At 74.8% G+C, this 16,136-nt stretch carries 16 protein-coding genes; 12 read left to right on the plus strand and 4 right to left on the minus strand.

Annotated elements, in window-relative coordinates; genetic code table 11:
* Positions 1–155: 155 nt before the first annotated feature.
* The 3 genes from QOL16_RS06745 (at position 156) to QOL16_RS06755 (ending at position 2,981) form a co-directional block, all read left to right on the plus strand.
* A complete protein-coding gene (locus tag QOL16_RS06745; protein ID WP_071285074.1) occupies positions 156–1,070 on the plus strand; it encodes an NUDIX domain-containing protein in 915 nt (304 codons plus the stop codon).
* 136 nt (positions 1,071–1,206) lie between these two features.
* Complete coding sequence (locus tag QOL16_RS06750; RefSeq protein ID WP_065964356.1) at positions 1,207–1,956, plus strand: phosphotransferase enzyme family protein; 750 nt, start codon at positions 1,207–1,209, stop codon at positions 1,954–1,956.
* Positions 1,957–2,033: 77 nt separating this feature from the next.
* The gene (locus tag QOL16_RS06755) at positions 2,034–2,981 is read left to right on the plus strand and encodes a nuclease-related domain-containing protein (protein WP_071285075.1); all 948 of its coding nucleotides are present in this window, start codon (positions 2,034–2,036) and stop codon (positions 2,979–2,981) included.
* 47 nt (positions 2,982–3,028) lie between these two features.
* On the opposite strand, the gene QOL16_RS06760 is transcribed toward QOL16_RS06755, so the two are convergent.
* Positions 3,029–3,391, minus strand: coding sequence for an RNA-binding S4 domain-containing protein (locus QOL16_RS06760; RefSeq protein WP_065964352.1), 363 nt, complete (start codon positions 3,389–3,391; stop codon positions 3,029–3,031).
* A gap of 60 nt (positions 3,392–3,451) precedes the next feature.
* On the opposite strand from QOL16_RS06760, the gene QOL16_RS06765 reads away from it, so the two are divergent.
* Together QOL16_RS06765 and QOL16_RS06770 are read left to right on the plus strand one after the other, a co-directional pair.
* Positions 3,452–3,826: a hypothetical protein gene (locus tag QOL16_RS06765; protein ID WP_254780300.1), complete on the plus strand. Its 375-nt coding sequence runs from the start codon at positions 3,452–3,454 to the stop codon at positions 3,824–3,826.
* A gap of 83 nt (positions 3,827–3,909) precedes the next feature.
* Entirely contained in the window at positions 3,910–5,064 is a 1,155-nt protein-coding gene (locus QOL16_RS06770; protein ID WP_071285076.1) for a hypothetical protein, read from the plus strand.
* 56 nt (positions 5,065–5,120) lie between these two features.
* On the opposite strand, the gene QOL16_RS06775 is transcribed toward QOL16_RS06770, so the two are convergent.
* Complete coding sequence (locus QOL16_RS06775) at positions 5,121–6,710, minus strand: S1C family serine protease (RefSeq protein ID WP_139266474.1); 1,590 nt, start codon at positions 6,708–6,710, stop codon at positions 5,121–5,123.
* Between the two features lie 284 nt (positions 6,711–6,994).
* Between QOL16_RS06775 and QOL16_RS06780 the strand changes: the two genes are divergently transcribed.
* From QOL16_RS06780 to QOL16_RS06800, 5 genes are all read left to right on the plus strand, one after another.
* The gene (locus tag QOL16_RS06780) at positions 6,995–8,047 is read left to right on the plus strand and encodes an iron ABC transporter permease (protein WP_071285077.1); all 1,053 of its coding nucleotides are present in this window, start codon (positions 6,995–6,997) and stop codon (positions 8,045–8,047) included.
* Positions 8,044–9,024: an iron chelate uptake ABC transporter family permease subunit gene (locus QOL16_RS06785; RefSeq protein ID WP_071247399.1), complete on the plus strand. Its 981-nt coding sequence runs from the start codon at positions 8,044–8,046 to the stop codon at positions 9,022–9,024. Before QOL16_RS06780 ends, QOL16_RS06785 begins: the two co-directional genes overlap by 4 nt.
* Positions 9,025–9,191: 167 nt before the next feature.
* Entirely contained in the window at positions 9,192–9,671 is a 480-nt protein-coding gene (locus tag QOL16_RS06790) for an FHA domain-containing protein (protein ID WP_071285078.1), read from the plus strand.
* The gene (locus QOL16_RS06795) at positions 9,671–10,375 is read left to right on the plus strand and encodes a MerR family transcriptional regulator (RefSeq protein ID WP_071285079.1); all 705 of its coding nucleotides are present in this window, start codon (positions 9,671–9,673) and stop codon (positions 10,373–10,375) included. The genes QOL16_RS06790 and QOL16_RS06795 overlap by 1 nt, the downstream gene beginning before the upstream one ends.
* A 199-nt stretch (positions 10,376–10,574) precedes the next feature.
* A complete protein-coding gene (locus QOL16_RS06800) occupies positions 10,575–11,135 on the plus strand; it encodes a MerR family transcriptional regulator (protein ID WP_065964365.1) in 561 nt (186 codons plus the stop codon).
* Between the two features lie 773 nt (positions 11,136–11,908).
* Here QOL16_RS06800 and QOL16_RS06805 read toward each other — a convergent pair.
* Positions 11,909–12,748, minus strand: coding sequence for a ParA family protein (locus tag QOL16_RS06805; protein ID WP_071247497.1), 840 nt, complete (start codon positions 12,746–12,748; stop codon positions 11,909–11,911).
* A 282-nt stretch (positions 12,749–13,030) separates the two neighbouring features.
* On the opposite strand from QOL16_RS06805, the gene QOL16_RS06810 reads away from it, so the two are divergent.
* Entirely contained in the window at positions 13,031–13,534 is a 504-nt protein-coding gene (locus QOL16_RS06810; protein WP_065964877.1) for a peptide deformylase, read from the plus strand.
* 168 nt (positions 13,535–13,702) lie between these two features.
* Positions 13,703–13,834 (plus strand): hypothetical protein, encoded by a 132-nt coding sequence (locus QOL16_RS06815; protein ID WP_290439187.1) that lies wholly within the window; start codon positions 13,703–13,705, stop codon positions 13,832–13,834.
* Between the two features lie 340 nt (positions 13,835–14,174).
* Here QOL16_RS06815 and QOL16_RS06820 read toward each other — a convergent pair whose 3' ends face one another.
* Complete coding sequence (locus tag QOL16_RS06820) at positions 14,175–16,019, minus strand: long-chain fatty acid--CoA ligase (protein ID WP_071285080.1); 1,845 nt, start codon at positions 16,017–16,019, stop codon at positions 14,175–14,177.
* Positions 16,020–16,136 lie beyond the last annotated feature (117 nt).

Genomic DNA, 16,136 nt, shown 5'->3' on the forward strand with positions numbered 1-16,136 from the left:
GTCCACCACCGGTCCGGCACCCGGCCCGTGGTCCGGCCCGCCGCCCGGCCCGCCGCCCGGTCCTCGCCCGGTCCTCCGGTCGGGGGACGGGCCGCCCGGTGACGTCCAGCGACCTCGCCGGACGGACCCGGGGGACCCTGTGCCAGGGTTGACGGGTGCAGCGCGCAACGCCTCCCGGACCGCCACCCGGCCCCCGCGACCCCGGGGACGCCTGGGCGGTCGGACCCGACGGCACCAAGGCCTGGGGCCGCTTCGGCGCCGCCGGGTTGCTCGTCGACGACGGCGCCGGACGGGTGCTCCTGCAGCACCGCGTCGAGTGGAGCCACCACGGCGGCACCTGGGGGATCCCGGGCGGCGCCCGCCACCAGGGCGAGGACCCCGTGCGCGCGGCGCTCCGCGAGTCCGCCGAGGAGGCCGGCGTGCCGGCCGACGGCGTCACCCTGCGGCACACGTCCGTGCTCGACCTGGGGTTCTGGACCTACACGACCGTCGTGGGGCGCGCCTCCCGGCCCTTCGAACCGGTGATCGCCGACCGCGAGAGCCTCGCGCTGTCCTGGGTGCCCGTCGACGAGGTCGACGACCTGCCGCTCCACCCCGGGTTCGGCGCCTCCTGGCCCGCGCTCCGCGCCGCGGTGCCGACCACCCCGCACGTCGTCGTCGACGCCGCGAACGTCGTCGGCAGCGTGCCGGACGGGTGGTGGCGCGACCGGGCGGGCGCGGCCGGACGGCTGCTCGACACCGTGACGGCGCTCGCCGCGGCCGGGCTGCCGGCGTCGTCGCTCGGGCTCGGGTTCACCCGGTGGTGGCCGGGGTGGACCGTGGTCCTCGAGGGCGAGGCCCGTGCCGCTGCCGACGCCGCGGGCACGGTCGAGGTCGTGCGTGCCGAGGGGTCAGGGGACGACGCGATCGTGGCGGCCGCCGGAGCCGCCGTCGACGCGGGCGACGCGCCCGTCGTCGTGGTCACGGCGGACCGTGGCCTGCGGTCCCGCGTCGAGGCGCTCGGTGCCGAGGTGCGCGGCCCCGGGTGGTTCCGCGAGCAGGACCACGAGGGCGCTCCGACGACGCCCTGACCGCGATCGCGGGCGGGGGCAGCAGGGTGCTCCCGCGACGCCCTGTCCGCGGATCGCGACCAGATCGCCCACCGGGGCCCCGTCGCCGGTACGCTGGCCCCCACGTCGACGGAGACGTGCCGACAGGAGGTCCACGATGGAACGCGTCACGAGAGCCGACGACCGTGTCCACCGTCCTGCGGGGCCGTGGACACCGACCGTGCACCACCTGCTCGCGCACCTGCACGAGCAGGGCTTCGTCGCCGCACCGGAACCGATCGCCCTCGGCGACGTCCTCGAGACGGTGACCTTCGTCCCGGGCACCGCGGGCAACTACCCGTGGACCGCGGAGATCGCGAGCGAGGCCGCGCTCGTCACCTCGGCCCGGCTGCTCCGGCAGTACCACGACGCCGCCGCCACGTACCCGCGCAGCGCCGCCGACGTGTGGTCGCAGGCCGAGCGGCTGCCGGTCGAGACGATCGTGCACGGCGACTTCGCCCCCTACAACTGCGTCTACGACGGCATCGCCGCGAGCGGCCTCATCGACTTCGACACCGCGCACCCCGGCCCGCGGGTCTGGGACGTCGCGAGCGCCGTCTACCGGTTCGCCCCCTTCACGACGGGCGTCGTCGAGGGGAGCACCGCACCGTCCCTGGGCGAGCGGCTCGCCCGCGCCGCGGAGTTCTGCCGCGCCTACGGCCTGGACGACCGGTCGCGCGGTGTCCTCGTCGACACGATGACGGCGTCCCTCGTCGCCCTCGTCACGACGATGGAGACCGAGGCCGCCGCCGGCAACCCGAAGTTCGTCAGCGACCTGGAACACGGGCACGCGGAGCTCTACCGCGCCGACGTGGCGTACCTCGAGGCGAACGCCGACGCGATCCGGGACGCCGTCACCGCGCCCTGACCGGCGGCAGGCGTCCAGCCGCCGTGCAGCCCGCACGCGGCCGGCTCCGACCCCGCCTCGGGTACTGTCGCAGGGCCATGACCGACAGCCCGGCCAACACCACCCCCTACGAGGTCCTCGGCGTCCCCGCGACCGCCGACGACGACGACCTGCGCCGCGCGTACCGTCGCGCCGCCCGCGAGTCCCACCCCGACCTCGGCGGCGACCCCCGACGCTTCCGCCAGGTGCAGCTCGCCTGGGAACGCATCGGCACGCCCGCGGCACGCCGGGCCTACGACGCGGGATCGCGCGCCACGAGCGGGCAGGGCGCGTCCGGTCCGTCGGGCTCCTCGGTCTGGAGGGACGGCTCCGGTCGCGACGAGTACGCACCTCCGGCAGCGCGTCGCGACTCCCGCCCCCGGGCGCGGTCCCACGGACACCCCGGCGGTCGGTCGCGCGAGGTGTTCCTGCAGGCCGAGCGGGAGTGGGTCGGCCTCGGCGACCCGATCGAGGACCCGTACGACCCCGCGCTCGTCCGCTCCGCCCCGCGGCACGTCCGGCGCCTCCTCGGCGAGGCCCTGGCAGAGGAGGCCACCGCCGCGATCGTCGCCGGCATGGGCATCGGCGTGACGGTGTGGCACGACCTCGACGCCGGGGCCGAGGGCAAGCTCGACCACGCGGTGCTCACCCCGAGCGGGCTCTGGGCCGTCGAGTCGATCGACTGGGGCGGTCCGGTGCGCATCGAGCACGGCGAGGTCGTCGGCGAGACGCTCGCACCGGGGGAGCGGCCGGTCAAGGAACTCGTACGCGCGGCCCGAGCCGTGCAGAAGCAGACGCGGGTCCGCTTCACCGGGCGTCTCCTGGTCGTCCCCGACGGCGCCGTCGACGAGGACGTGCAGGTCGTCGGCTCCCCGCGGAAGCCCACGGCGTTCGTGGTCCGGCGCAGCGCACTCGGTCAGGTGCTCAGCGGCGTGTGGTCGCCCGAGGGCAGCGTCGACGTGTTCGACGTCCGCGACCGGATGCAGCAGACCGTCCGCTTCGTCTGACCGACCGGACCGGACCGACCGGGCTACGCTGACCGGACTGCGGGGGTTCAGTACCCGCGGAGCTTCTCGAGGTCGCGGCGCTCCCGCTTGCTCGGCCGCCCGGTCCCGGGGTCGCGCATCGGGACGAACCCGGCCTCCTCACGGGGGAGCCGCGGCGGCGTGCGGTCCTCGAAGTGCTTCGCGGCCTCGGGCGCGCTCGTGCGCTTGAGGATGATCCCCGTCACGACGACGATCCGGTCGAACCCGGCCTGGCGCACGCGCACCTCGTCGCCCGGACCGACCGTCTGCGCCGGCTTCGCGCGTTCGCCGTTCACCCGGACGTGGCCGGCCTTGCACGCCGCGGTCGCCGCGGAGCGGGTCTTCGTGATCCGCACCGCCCAGATCCAGCTGTCGACGCGTGCCTTGTCCATCCGTCCACCCTAGGCGTGCCGACCCGGCGCGACCCGGACCGCGCCCGCTACCGTCGGAGCGTGCAGGACCACCCGAGCGACCACACGACCGGCGGCACGACGGGCGGCGCGACGGGCGGCGGGGTCGACCACGCCGCGTCCCGCCCGCCGGCACCGACCGGTCCCGTCGCACCCCCGGCGGCGACCGACCAGGACGCCCTCGCCCGGTCCCGCGCCCTCGCGGTGCTCCGCGCCGCGGCCCTCGGCGACCGGCTCGTCGTGCGCGCCCGGCACGGTGACGGCGCCCGGGACGCCCTCGGGGTGCTGACGGCCCGGACGGCGTCGACCGTCACGGTCGACAACCGCCGAGGCCCGGTCGAGGTCCCGCTCGACGACGTCGTGGCCGCGAAGCCCGTGCCACCGCCACCCGAGCGCCGACCCCGCCGGGCACCGTGAGCCACCACCGCCCGACCTCGTGTCCCGGACGCTCCCGGCGAGCCGCGTCCGTCCGCGCAGCACCCCACCCGTAGCCTCGGGGCATGCCCGCTCCCGTCCCCCTCGGCACCGAGGACCGGACCGCCCGGCTGACCCTCCGCCGCCCCGACCACTGGCGCCGCGAGGAGCACCCGCAGGCGGACCTCCGCCTCACCGGCGACGACGTCGTGCTCACCGTGCGGTCCCGCCCGAGCGAGCGCACCATCGCCGAGGAGCACACCGGTCTGCTCGAGCGGCTCCCGGGCTCGGTCGAGGGCCTCCGCCTGGTCGGCTGCGACGCCTGGACGGCCGCCGGTGCCCCCGCGCGCCTCGTCGAGTACGTGCGCCCGGACGACGAGCGCGACGTCGCCGGGGCCCACCTGCTGTTCGTCACCGGTCGGCACCGCGTCGACGTCACGGTCGAGCGCCCGCTCGCGCGCCTGCTCGCGACCGACGACCTCGTCTTCGCGGTCCTCGACGGCGTGCGGGCCACCGAGCCCGCTCCGGCACGACCGCAGCGGGAGCTCGAACCGCTCCCGGAGGCCCCGCCCGAGCCGCCCCTCGCCGGTCCGCGCATCAGCGCGGCCGCGCTCGGGACGCTCCAGGGGCTCGTCGGCCGACGCTGGAACCCGACCGTCCTCCGCACCGAGGCGGGCCGCGAACTCGTCGAGGCCGGCCTGGTCGGCCGGCTCGGCACCCTGCCGGAGCCGACGCAGGCGCTCCTCGTGCCCTGGCAGGACGGCACCGAGCCGGTCACCCTGGAACAGCAGCTGCCCGACGGGCGCAGGACGCGCCTCCAGGCCTGGTCCGACACCGTCGTCGACGGTGCCGACGACGTCGTGGTCGCGTCCCTGCCGCCCGAGCGGACGGTCGCGCTCCTGGCCGGGAGGCTCGGCATCGGTCCGACGTGGACCTTCCCGTTCCGCACGGGGTCGCTCCGGGCCGACCTGCTCGCCCGCAGGGCGGGCGGCGGACCCGACGTGCCGGACCTGCCGCCGGCGGTCGCCGACGGCGACCCCCGCCTCGCCCGCTTCTGGGCCGCTCCGTGGACCGTGTCGCACCTGCGCCGTCCCGGCCGCCCGGAGCCCGTGACGATCGTGCACGCTGCCGGTCACGGCTTCGCGCGCGTCGGACGCACGGTCGCCGGGGAGACCGCCTTCCGGACGGACTCCCCGGCGAACGTGTACCGGAGCGTGGTGCGCGCGGTCCTGACCGCCTGACGCCCTGACCGGGTCGGCGGCGGTCGTCCCGGTCCGGGGCGGCCGTCGCTCTGGGATCAGGCGGCGGGGCCGGCCGTCAGGGTCACCGTCACGGTCTTCGCCGCACCGGTGGCGTCGGTGTAGCCGACCTGGACGCGGTCACCGACGGCGTGGGTGCGGACCGCGGCGGTGAGGGCGTCGCTGCTCGTCACGGCGGTGCCGTCGAGGCTCGTCACCGTGTCGCCCGCGACGAGACCGGCAGCGGCCGCGCCGGAGCCCTCGACGGTGCCCGCCACTGCGACGCCCGTCCCCGTGCCCTGCGCCGAGGACACCTCGACGCCGAGGAACGCCGGCAGGCCGATGGTGACGGTGTCGGACGCCTCGCCGGACAGGATCTGCGAGGCGATCGCCTTGGCGGTCGCGATCGGGATGGCGTAGCCGGTGACGTCGGCCGAGCCGGAGGACGCGGCCGTGGCCATGCCGACGACCTCGCCCTCGGCGTCGACGACCGGGCCGCCGGAGTCGCCGGGCACGATGTCCGCGGCGACCTCGATGAGGCCCTGCAGCGACTCGGTCCCGGTGCCGGACTCGCTCTGCACCTGGATGTCCTGACCGAGTGCGGTCACGGTGCCCTGCGCGGCGACGAGGTCACCGGTCCCACCCGCGTTGCCCACGTCGGTCACGGTGTCGCCGGTCCGCGGCTCGCCGTCGTCGTCGAGCGTCACCGTCGACAGGCCGGAGGCGCCCTGCAACCGGAGCACGGCGACGTCGTGCGTGGCGTCGGTCCCGACCACCTGGGCGGTGTACTGCTTCCCGGTCGTCTCGTCGGTGGCCGTGATGCTCGTCGCGCCCTGCACGACGTGGTTGTTCGTCAGGACCGTGCCGTCCGCCGTCAGCACCATGCCCGTGCCGGCCGCGCGGGACGAGTCGTCGTACCCGACGACGGTGTCGATCGTGACGACGCCGCGCTGCTGCGCCGCGGTGGCCGGGGTCGCGGCGGACTCGGTGCCGGTCCCGCTGCCGGTGCTGCCACCGGTGCCGGAGCTGCCGCCCGTGCCGCTCCCGCCCCCGGGGACGGTGAAGCCGTTCGTGCCGGAGCCGGTGCCGGGCAGGGTCGTCGACCCCTGCGACTGGCTCGAGGTGGTCGTGGTGTGCTGCGAGGACAGGCCGAACGCCGTGCCGCCGGCCGCACCGACGATCGCGAGGGCCGCGACGCCCGAGCCGATCGCCAGGCCGAGGCGGCGCCTCCGGCCACGCCGGTCCGCGGTGCCGCCCCACGCGGGGGAGGCGTGGTCCGCGCTCGCGGCCGCCGTCGCCCACCCCGCGGACGTGGAGCCCGCGGCCGTGCCGGGCGTCGTGGTCCCGGAGCCGGCCGTACCGGGCCCGCCGACGCCGCCGAGCGCCGTGCTCCCGACGAGGAAGGGACCGCGGCCGTCCGACGCGTAGGCGTAGGGGCCGGAGCCGTCCTGGCCGTACAGCCACGGGCCGCTGCCGTCGAACGCGTACGCCGAGCGGAGCGAGGCCCGGTCGGCGTGCGGCGCCTCCGGTCCGGACCACGGTCCGCCCGCCGCACCGGGGGCCGGCTGTGCGGTCGCGGAGCGGTCGGCGTCGTGCTGACCGAGGCCGTGCTGGTCGTCGGCCGGTGCGGGGTTCGTGGTCTCGTTCATCGGTGCTCTCCGGTGGTCCGTCGCCGACCCGGGGCTCGCGCCGCCGGTGTCGATCCGTCCTCGACGACCCGGGCGGGTGTCGATGGAGCAAGTACAGGAGCCGAACCCATGACGACCCTATGAGCGAGCCACGTGTGACCTCCGCGCTCGCCACGAGGAGGCCGCACGCGGCGACGACCGTGCGGGCACCTCGTCCCCGGCCGTCGTCGTCCGTGCCCGCGCGGTCGGGGGACCCGCCCCACCGGTCCGGCTCGGCGGCCGCGGTTAGGCTGACGACACCGCCCATGCGCACGTCCTCCTCCCGAACCCCCGCACGCCGCCCGCGATCCGCACCGGCGTCGCGCAGTCGTCTCGTCCTCGCCACCGTGCTCGCCGTGGTCGTGCTGCTGGTCGCCGTCGCACTGTCGGTCGCCCTCGGGTCCCGTCCGATCCCGCTCGGGACCGTGGTCGACACCCTGCTGCACCCCGGCAGGCAGGACGAGGTCGGGCTGATCGTCCTCGGCAACCGCGTCCCCCGCACCGTCGTCGGGCTGCTCGCCGGTGCCGCGCTCGGGGTCGCCGGCGCCGTCATGCAGGGCGTCACGCGGAACCCGCTCGCCGACCCCAGCGTGCTCGGCATCAACGCCGGTGCAGCACTCGCCGTCGTCGTCGGCATCGCGGTGCTCGGGATCAGCGGGACCGCCGCCTACCTGCCCTTCGCGTTCGTCGGCGCCGGGCTCGCCGCGCTGCTCGTGTACGGCGTGGCCGCGGTCGCCCGAAGGGGCCTGTCGCCCGTGGGCCTCGCGCTCGCCGGGGCCGTCGTCGCGGCCGCCCTGTCCTCGGTCACCACCGCGGTGCTCGTGACGAGCCAGAGCCTGCTCGACCAGCTGCGGTTCTGGCAGGTCGGGGCGCTCGCGGGCAAGGACCTCGGGACCGCCGGGGTGATCGCCGTGCCGGTGCTCGTCGGACTCGTCGTCGCCGCCGCACTCGGGCGCTCGTTGAACACCCTCGCGCTCGGCGACGAGCTCGCGGCGTCGCTCGGACAGCGTGTGGTGCTCGTCCGCGTCGTCGGCGGCGTCGTGACGGTCCTGCTGGCGGGGTCGGCGGTCGCCGCCGCGGGGCCGATCGCGTTCGTCGGCCTCGCCGTGCCGCACGCCGTCCGTCGGCTGAGTGGATCCGACCAGCGCTGGACGATCCTCCTGTCCGCCCTGGTCGCGCCCGCGCCCCTGCTCGTCGCCGACGTCGTGGGCCGTCTCGTGGCGTACCCGGGGGAGCTGCAGGTCGGCATCGTGACCGCGCTCATCGGTGCCCCGGTGTTCATCTGGCTCGTGCGCTCCCGGGTGGTGACCGGCCTGTGACCGCCGTCCGTCGCGAGGTCGCCGTCCTCGGCGGGGTCCTCCTGCTCCTAGTGGCCCTCGTGCTCGTCGGTCTCGGCGTCGGGGAGATCCCGCTGTCCCCGCTCCAGGTCGCCGGAGCGCTCGTCGGGCACGGCGACACCGTGTCGGACTTCGTCGTCGGGCAGCTCCGTGGGCCCCGGGTCGCCGGTGCGGTCCTCGTCGGCGCGGCGCTCGGCGTCGCGGGCGGCATCGTGCAGAGCGTCGTGCGGAACCCGATCGCGAGCCCCGACGTCATCGGGGTGACGTCCGGGGCGAGCGCCGCCGGGCTGACCGCGATCGTGCTGTTCGGTGCGAGCGGCGGCACCCTGTTCGCGGCCGTCGTGGTCGGGGCCGTGCTCGTCGCGGTCGTCATCGCCGCGCTGTCCTGGCGGCGGGGGATCACCGGCAACCGGGTGGTCCTCGTCGGCATCGGCGTCGCCGCGGTCTGCCTGAGCGTCACCGGCTGGCTGCTCACCTCCGGGTCCGTGCAGCAGGCCGGGACCGCGCTCCTCTGGCTCTCGGGCAGCCTCAACGCCGTCGACCGGACGCTCGTCGGCGTGCTCGCGGTCACGGTGGTCGTCCTGCTCACGGCGGCCCTGCTGCAGTCCCCCCGGCTCACGGTGCTCGCGCTCGGGGACGACGTCGCCGCCGCGCTCGGGCTGCGGCCGGACCGCGCGAAGGTGCTCCTCCTGCTCACCGCCGTGTGCCTGACGGCGGGGGCGGTCGCGACCGCAGGGCCGGTGTCCTTCGTCGCGCTCATGGCCGCGCCGATCGCCCGGCGGCTCGTCGGCAACGGTCGGGTCGCCCTCGGGCCGATCGCGGCCGTCGGCGCCGTGGTCACGCTCGCGAGCGACCTCGTGGCGCAGTTCGCGATCCCGGGCAACGCGCTGCCCGTGGGCGTCGTGACCGGGGTCGTCGGCGCGCCGTACCTGCTCTGGTTGCTCGCGCGGGGGCGCTGACCGACCGGTCGGAGCGGGCGGGTACCTGTCCGTCGTCGGTGTGCGGGGCGGGCATCTTCGATGCGTTCCCTGGGCGTCGGCTGTCGCTTTCTCCACAGCCTCGTTCGGGGCTCCCGCACGGTCACCGGTTTCCGATACGCTGGGGCGCCAAGAGGAGGAGGTCCACGATGCCAGATCCAGTGGTCCCGCAGCACGGCGGTCAGAAGACCCCAGAGCAGCGGCTGGTCGACACCACCCTGACCTTCAGCATGGACATGGGGGCGGCACTCACCCCCGAGTCCGGGGTGTCGGTCGAGGAACGCGACGCGATCAACGCGTTGCCCTCCGGCTCCGCCCTGCTGGTGGTCCGACGCGGTCCGAACGTGGGTGCGCGGTTCCTCCTCGACTCCGACGTCACGACGGTCGGTCGGCACCCCGACGCCGACATCTTCCTCGACGACGTCACGGTGTCCCGCAAGCACGCCGAGTTCCTCCGCCACGGCACCGCCTTCAGCGTCAAGGACAACGGCTCGCTCAACGGCACGTACTTCGACGGTGTCCGGATCGACGAAGCGCTGCTGACCGACGGGGCCGAGGTCCAGGTCGGCAAGTTCCGCCTCACGTTCTACGCATCACGGGTCGACCTGGCGCGCCTGGCGAACGCGTAGTGGCCGGGCGGTCCGCCGCGGCCCTCTCCGGTGCCGCGGTCCCGGACCTGCTCACCATCGGGCAGGTCCTCGCTCGCCTCAAGCCCGAGTTCCCCGACCTGTCGAGCTCCAAGCTGCGCTTCCTCGAGGAGCGCGAGCTCGTCACGCCCGTCCGCACGGCGAGCGGGTACCGCAAGTTCTCGGCGGCCGACGTCGACCGGCTGCGGATCGTCCTCGGGCTGCAGCGTGACCACTACCTGCCGCTCAAGGTCATCAAGGACTACCTGGCCGACCTCGACGCCGGGCGCGACCCGGTGCTGCCGGGCGGTGGAGACGCACCGAAGCCCTCGATCCTGGGCCGCGAGCGTCGGTACACCCGCGACGAGACCGTCCGTGCCGCCGGGGCGTCGCCGATGCTGCTCTCCGACGCCGTCTCCGCGTCGCTGCTGCCCGCGGCCGACACCTACACGGACGACGCCGTCGCGGTGCTCAAGGCGCTCGTCGACCTCCAGCGCACCGGGATCGAACCGCGCCACCTGCGCAGCATGCGTGGCGTCGCGGAGCGCGAGGTCGGGCTCATCGAGTCGGCACTCATGCCGGTCTCCCGCCGCGGGGACGCCACGTCGCGCGCCAAGGCGACCGAGATGGCCCGCGAGATCGCCGCGCAGCTCGAGGTGATCCGGTCGAGTCTCATCCGGTCGGCCATCGGTCGTCTCGACGCATGAGCAGCGGATCCGCGCCGGTCGTGACTGCTCCCGCCCCTGTCGGCGGTCGGTGGTCGGGGCGTATCCTCGACACGCCGGACGCGCCGAGCCGGATGTGCCGCGTGCGGAGCACCCGAGTCGCTACCGTGGACCCCGGAACAACTCTCAACCCGTCGTTGAACCTTCGGGTGGGAGCTCGAACGTCGTGGAAGGCATGCACATGAGTGGGACTGACACCCCCGGTACCGAGTCCGACATGACTCGGTACGACCTCGGTCTGCTCTTCACCGACGGTCTCCCCGAGCACGACGAGCAGAACGGCTACCGCGGCACCGTCGCCGCCCGAGCCGCCGGCATCTCGTACCGCCAGCTCGACTACTGGGCCCGGACCGAGCTCGTGCAGCCCACCATCCGCGGTGCCGCTGGGTCGGGTTCGCAGCGGCTCTACGGGTTCCGCGACATCCTCGTCCTCAAGCTCGTCAAGCGACTGCTCGACACCGGCATCTCGCTCCAGCAGATCCGCACCGCCGTGAACCAGCTCCGTGAGTCCGGTGTCTCCGACCTGGCCCAGACGACGCTCATGTCCGACGGCGCCTCGGTGTACCTGTGCACGTCGGACGACGAGGTCATCGACCTGGTCTCGCGCGGGCAGGGCGTGTTCGGCATCGCCGTCGGCAAGGTCCTGCGCGAGGTCGAGAGCTCGCTCGTCGAGCTCGACGCGACCCCGGCTGCCGACCCCGACGACGAGCTCGCCGCCCGCCGGGCATCGCGCGCTTCCTGACCCGACCGGGTCACCCGCCCCGCGCCCGTCCGCGAGTGCCACGTCCGTTGCGCCCGAAGCGCGCACGTTCCTGAGCGCGCCACGTCCGTCACCCTGGACGCACGCACGTTCCTGAGCGGGCCATATTCGTCACCCTGGACGCACGCACGTTCCTGAGCGGGCCACATCCGTCACCCTGGACGTGCGCACGCGCCGGATTCCGCGCGCTCAACGGAACCCGTGCGGCGCGTCCTGCTCGCTCGACGGCGTTGGCAGTACGCGGTCGGGATCGGGGTCCAGGACCTTGGGGGCCGGATCAGTGAGTGACGCCGCCCGGGCGAGCTGGATCAGCCAGTGACGCCGCCCGGGCGAGCCGGAACGCGACCCGGGCGATCGAGGCGTCCCGGTGGTGAGCCGGGCGATCGAGGCGACCCGGTTGCGAGCCGAGCACCCGCGGTCGTGACCCGCCGTCGCAACGGAGGTCGTGCCTCCCGGACGCACCGTCGAGCGCGAGCGAGCAGGACGTGCCGCGTGCGCGTCGTCGCGTGGGCGGTTCGCGTCGCTGCCGGGCCGCGAGCGTGACAGGAACGGCTCGTTCAGCTGGGCCCCGGCCGTCGTCCGCCGTCGGGCACGAGCGAGCACGACGTGCCGTGTGCGTGTCGTGCCGCGGGCGCGGTACGTCGCCCGCGGGCCGCGAGCGTGACGGAAGATGCCCGCTCGGCGCTGTCGACCGACGCCGACCGGCAAGCCGGCCAGACGACCGCAGGACGGCCGACAGGCCGCCCCCGCGCGCCCTACGCCGTGACGGCCCCCGCGGCAGCCCCGGCCCCGCCACCGTCGGCGTAGGGACCGATCTTGCCCGTGCGCATGATGCGCTCGAGCAGCTGGTCGAAGTTCCGCGCCATCTCCTGCGCCGACTCGCCGGGCCAGACGTGCAGCGGCTTCGCGGCACCCTGCGCCTGCTGCAGCGACGTGCGCTCCGGCAGCTGCGGGGAGAGCACGAGCGGCCCGAACATGTCGCGCAGCTCCTTGATGCGGAACTGGTGCTCGAGCGACTGCACGCGGGCACGGTTCACGATGATGCCGAGCGGCTGCAGGCGGGGGGAGAGACCGCGGCGGATCTCCTCGATCGCGCGGAGGGCACGGTCGGCGGCGGCAACGGAGAACAGGCCCGGCTCGGTGACGACGGTCACGCGGTCGGACGCGGCCCACGCGGTGCGCGTGAGGGCGTTGAGCGACGGCGCGCAGTCGATGAGGACGAGCTCGTAGTCCTGCTCGACGTTGGCGAGTGCCTCCTCGAGCTTCCAGATGTCGCGGATCGACGGGTGCGGCCCGTCGAAGTTGATCGCCGAGGGGGAGCCCACGAGGACGTCGACCTTGCCCTGCGAGCCCTTCGTCCACCCCGACGGTGCGATCGCCTGACGGACGATCTTCTCCTTCGGGTTCTCGAGGACGTCGGCGACGTTGAGGTGGCCGGAGATGTCGATGTCGAGGCCGGTCGAGACGTCGGACTGCGGGTCGAGGTCCACCACCAGCGTGCGCAGTCCCCTGGCGAACGCGGCCGAAGTCAGGCCGAGCGTCACCGTCGTCTTGCCGACACCACCCTTGAGGGAGCTCACGCTGAGTACATGCACGGTGAGCCACGTTACCGCCACTAGGGTTGTGACACCTCAACCCGCGCTGGGAGGGTCGTCGAGTCCAGCAGGTTCCCCGTCGCGCGACGGAGGGCGGATCGCCGTCCCGGCCGCCGTCCGGCAGGGTCTGCACCGGGTCCCGACGGCCACCGACGGACCGGTCCGTCCGGGCGTGGTCGAGGTGAAGGAACACGCGGCCGCCGACCGGTACCGACGGCCGTCCCGCGACCCCGACGGTGCCGTGCGCGCCCGTCGACGACCTCCTGGTGGTGCTGCAGCAACGTGACCGTCCGTCCCATCCGCCTGTTCGGTGATCCCGTCCTCCGTTCGCCCGCCGACCCGATCGCGCCGGCCGCGCTCGGCTCGCAGGGCATCCGCGACCTCGTCCAGGACCTCCTCGACACCGTGCGCGAGCCCGGTCGGGCCGGTGTCGCGGCGCCGCAGATCGGCGTCGGGCTCCGGGCGTTCTCGTACAACGTCGACGGCGTGGTGGGGTACGTCCTGAACCCCGAGGTGGTCGCAGTCTCCGGCGAGCCCGAGCTGATGGACGAGGGCTGCCTGTCGGTGCCCGGCCTCGCCTACCCGACCCGGCGCCACCCGCACGCCCGCGTGGAGGGCGTCGACGTCGACGGCCAGCCGGTCGTGCTCGAGGGCGACGGCCTCATGGCGGAGGCGCTGCAGCACGAGGTCGACCACCTCGACGGCACGGTCTACGTGATGACGCTCGACCCCGAGCTCCGACGGCAGGCGCTGCGGGACATCCGGTCGCAGGACTGGTTCCACTGACCGCGTGCCGGTGACCCGGCGGAGCCGAGGGCGCACCGACACCGCACGTTCGCGTGCGGGGAACCGTGACACCCCTTCGCGGGATTGCCACGGGGGGCCCGACGCGAGGTACGGTGTCCGCGTCGGCACCCACCGACGCGTCACCCCACCCCCATCAGGACACCCCGCATGACCGTTCAGAACGACGAGCTCAGCTCGCACCGCACCCGCACCAACCGTCGCCCAGACCCCACCCCGGTGGCGACCTCCTCGATCGCCGTCCTCGACGTCGCCGACGCGTCGCAGGAGCCGCAGCGCTGACCCCGCGCGGGTCGTGCCCCGCGGACAGCCCAGCACGGACCGGACCCGGTGCCCCTCCCACGAGCGGCACCGGGTCCGCTGCCGTCCGGCAGCCCGTCCGGGCGCAGGCCGGGAGGCGCGGTGCCGGTCCCGGGACCGGCCGCCGGTCGTCCGCCTGACCGACCGCACGACCCGGTGCCGGCCCGGGACCGGCCGCCGGTCGTCCGCGGGACCGCCCGCGCGACCCGGTGCCGGTCCCGGGACCGGCCGCCGGTCGTGCTGGTGACGGCCTGGAGGCCCGGTGCCGGCCCGACGGACCGGCACCGGGCCTCCAGGCGGTCGCCCCGGCCCTGACGGGCCGTCAGCCGCGTCGCCGCCGCGAGGTCACGACCGGCGTCGCGGTGGTCTGCACCGCAGACCCCGAGTAGATGTGCTCGACCTCCGCGGCGAAGTCCTTCATCACGACCGCGCGCTTGATCGTCAGCTTGGGCGTGAGGTGCCCGGACGCCTCGGTGAGCTCGGTGTCCACCACGGTGAACGACCGGACCGACTCGGCGCGCGACACGCGCTGGTTCGCGGCGTCGATCGCCTCCTGCACGGCCTGGTGGACACGCTCGTCGTACGCGGCCTCGCGCGCGGTGAGCACGGGGTCGATGCCGCGCGAGCGGCACCAGCCGGGCAGCATCTCCCGGTCGAGGGTGACGAGGGCGGCGACGAACGGCTTGCCCTCGCCGACCACGACCACCTGGCCGACCAGCGGGTGCTCGCGGATGCCGTCCTCGAGCGGGGCGGGGGCGACGTTCTTGCCGCTCGCGGTGACGATGAGCTCCTTGGCCCGACCCGTGACCGTGAGCACGCCGTCGGCGTCGAGTCGTCCGAGGTCGCCGGTGCGGAACCAGCCGTCGGCGAACGCCTTCGCGGTGGCCTCCTCGTTGTGCCAGTACCGGTCGAAGACGTCGACGCCGCGGATGAGGATCTCGCCGTCGTCGGCGATCCGCACCTCGACGCCCGGCAGGGCCCGTCCGACGGTGCCGATCCGGAGTTCGGCGGCACGGTTGACCGTGGCGGGCGCGGTGGTCTCCGTCAGTCCGTAGCCCTCGAGGATGTTCACGCCGATCGACCGGAAGAAGTGCGACAGCCGCGGGGAGAGCGGCGCGGAACCACTGATCGCGTACTCGACCCGTCCGCCGATCGCCGCGCGGAGCTTCGAGAAGACGAGCTTGTCGAACAGCGCGTAGCGGGCGCGGAGGCCGAACGGCACGCGGCCGGCGGCCACCGCCTCGGAGTGCGCGACCGCGACCGCGGCGGCCGCGCGGAAGACCTTTCCCTTGCCGCCGAGGTCGGCCTTCTGCTCGGCCGAGTTGTAGATCTTCTCGAACACGCGCGGGACCGCCAGCAGGAACGTCGGGCGGAACGTCGACACCGCCTGCATGAGGTCGCGCGTGTCCGGTTCGTGGCCGACGAGGACCCCGGTGTGCACCGACATCACCGCGATGAAGCGCGCGAAGACGTGTGCCAGGGGGATGAACAGCAGCGTCGACGAGCCCTCGGCGACGACCTCGGGCATGGCCTCGGTGGCGCCCTCGACGGTCGCGGTGAAGTTGTCGTGCCGCAGGACGCAGCCCTTGGGCCGCCCGGTGGTGCCCGACGTGTAGATGATCGTCGCGTCGTCGTGGCCGTGCACGTCGGCGGTGCGGGCGTCGAGCTCGGCGTCGGTGACGGTCTCGCCGAGCCGCACGAGGTCGTCGAGTCCGCCGCCGTCGATCGTCCAGTGCTGGCCGAGGTGCGGCAGGTCCGGCGCGATCGAGGCGACCCGGCGCGCGTGCTCCTCCTGCTCGACCACGATCGCGACGGTCTCGGAGTCGGACAGGATCCAGCGCACCTGGTCGGGCGAACTCGTCTCGTAGACCGGGACCGACACGAGGCCGGCGGTCCACACCGCGAAGTCGACGAGGGTCCACTCCAGCCGCGTGCGGGACAGGATCGCGACGTGCGACCCGGGCTGCAGGCCGGCGGCGACGAAGCCCTTGGCGATGCCGCGCACGCGTGCGAGCACGTCCGCCGCGGTGATCGGCGTCCAGGTGTCGCCGTGGCGCTCGGCCAGGATGTGCCGGTCGGGCGTGCGACGGGCCCGCTCCGAGAGCAGGCGGGCCGCGGACCCGTGGTCGGGTGCGGAGGTGGGTGCGGGCTGCCGCTGATCGTTCACGGTTGACTCCCTTGTCGGCCGGTTCGATTCGAGGACGCCTCAGCGACGAGGTGTCCCGATCAGCATATGGCGAGCAGCCGGGGATCCGGTGCGAACCGGGCGGGTGGTCGCCGTGGA

The organism is Curtobacterium sp. MCBA15_004, from assembly GCF_001865055.2.
In the GTDB taxonomy this organism is placed as follows: domain Bacteria; phylum Actinomycetota; class Actinomycetes; order Actinomycetales; family Microbacteriaceae; genus Curtobacterium.

Excerpts from the sequence above, each read along its gene's own strand:
- QOL16_RS06750 (WP_065964356.1), top strand. The coding sequence starts at position 1,207 with ATGGAACGCGTCACGAGAGCCGACGACCGTGTCCACCGTCCTGCGGGG.
- QOL16_RS06755 (WP_071285075.1), top strand. The coding sequence starts at position 2,034 with ATGACCGACAGCCCGGCCAACACCACCCCCTACGAGGTCCTCGGCGTC.
- QOL16_RS06760 (WP_065964352.1), bottom strand. The coding sequence starts at position 3,391 with ATGGACAAGGCACGCGTCGACAGCTGGATCTGGGCGGTGCGGATCACG.
- QOL16_RS06770 (WP_071285076.1), top strand. The coding sequence starts at position 3,910 with ATGCCCGCTCCCGTCCCCCTCGGCACCGAGGACCGGACCGCCCGGCTG.
- QOL16_RS06775 (WP_139266474.1), bottom strand. The coding sequence starts at position 6,710 with ATGAACGAGACCACGAACCCCGCACCGGCCGACGACCAGCACGGCCTC.
- QOL16_RS06780 (WP_071285077.1), top strand. The coding sequence starts at position 6,995 with ATGCGCACGTCCTCCTCCCGAACCCCCGCACGCCGCCCGCGATCCGCA.
- QOL16_RS06790 (WP_071285078.1), top strand. The coding sequence starts at position 9,192 with ATGCCAGATCCAGTGGTCCCGCAGCACGGCGGTCAGAAGACCCCAGAG.
- QOL16_RS06800 (WP_065964365.1), top strand. The coding sequence starts at position 10,575 with ATGAGTGGGACTGACACCCCCGGTACCGAGTCCGACATGACTCGGTAC.
- QOL16_RS06815 (WP_290439187.1), top strand. The coding sequence starts at position 13,703 with ATGACCGTTCAGAACGACGAGCTCAGCTCGCACCGCACCCGCACCAAC.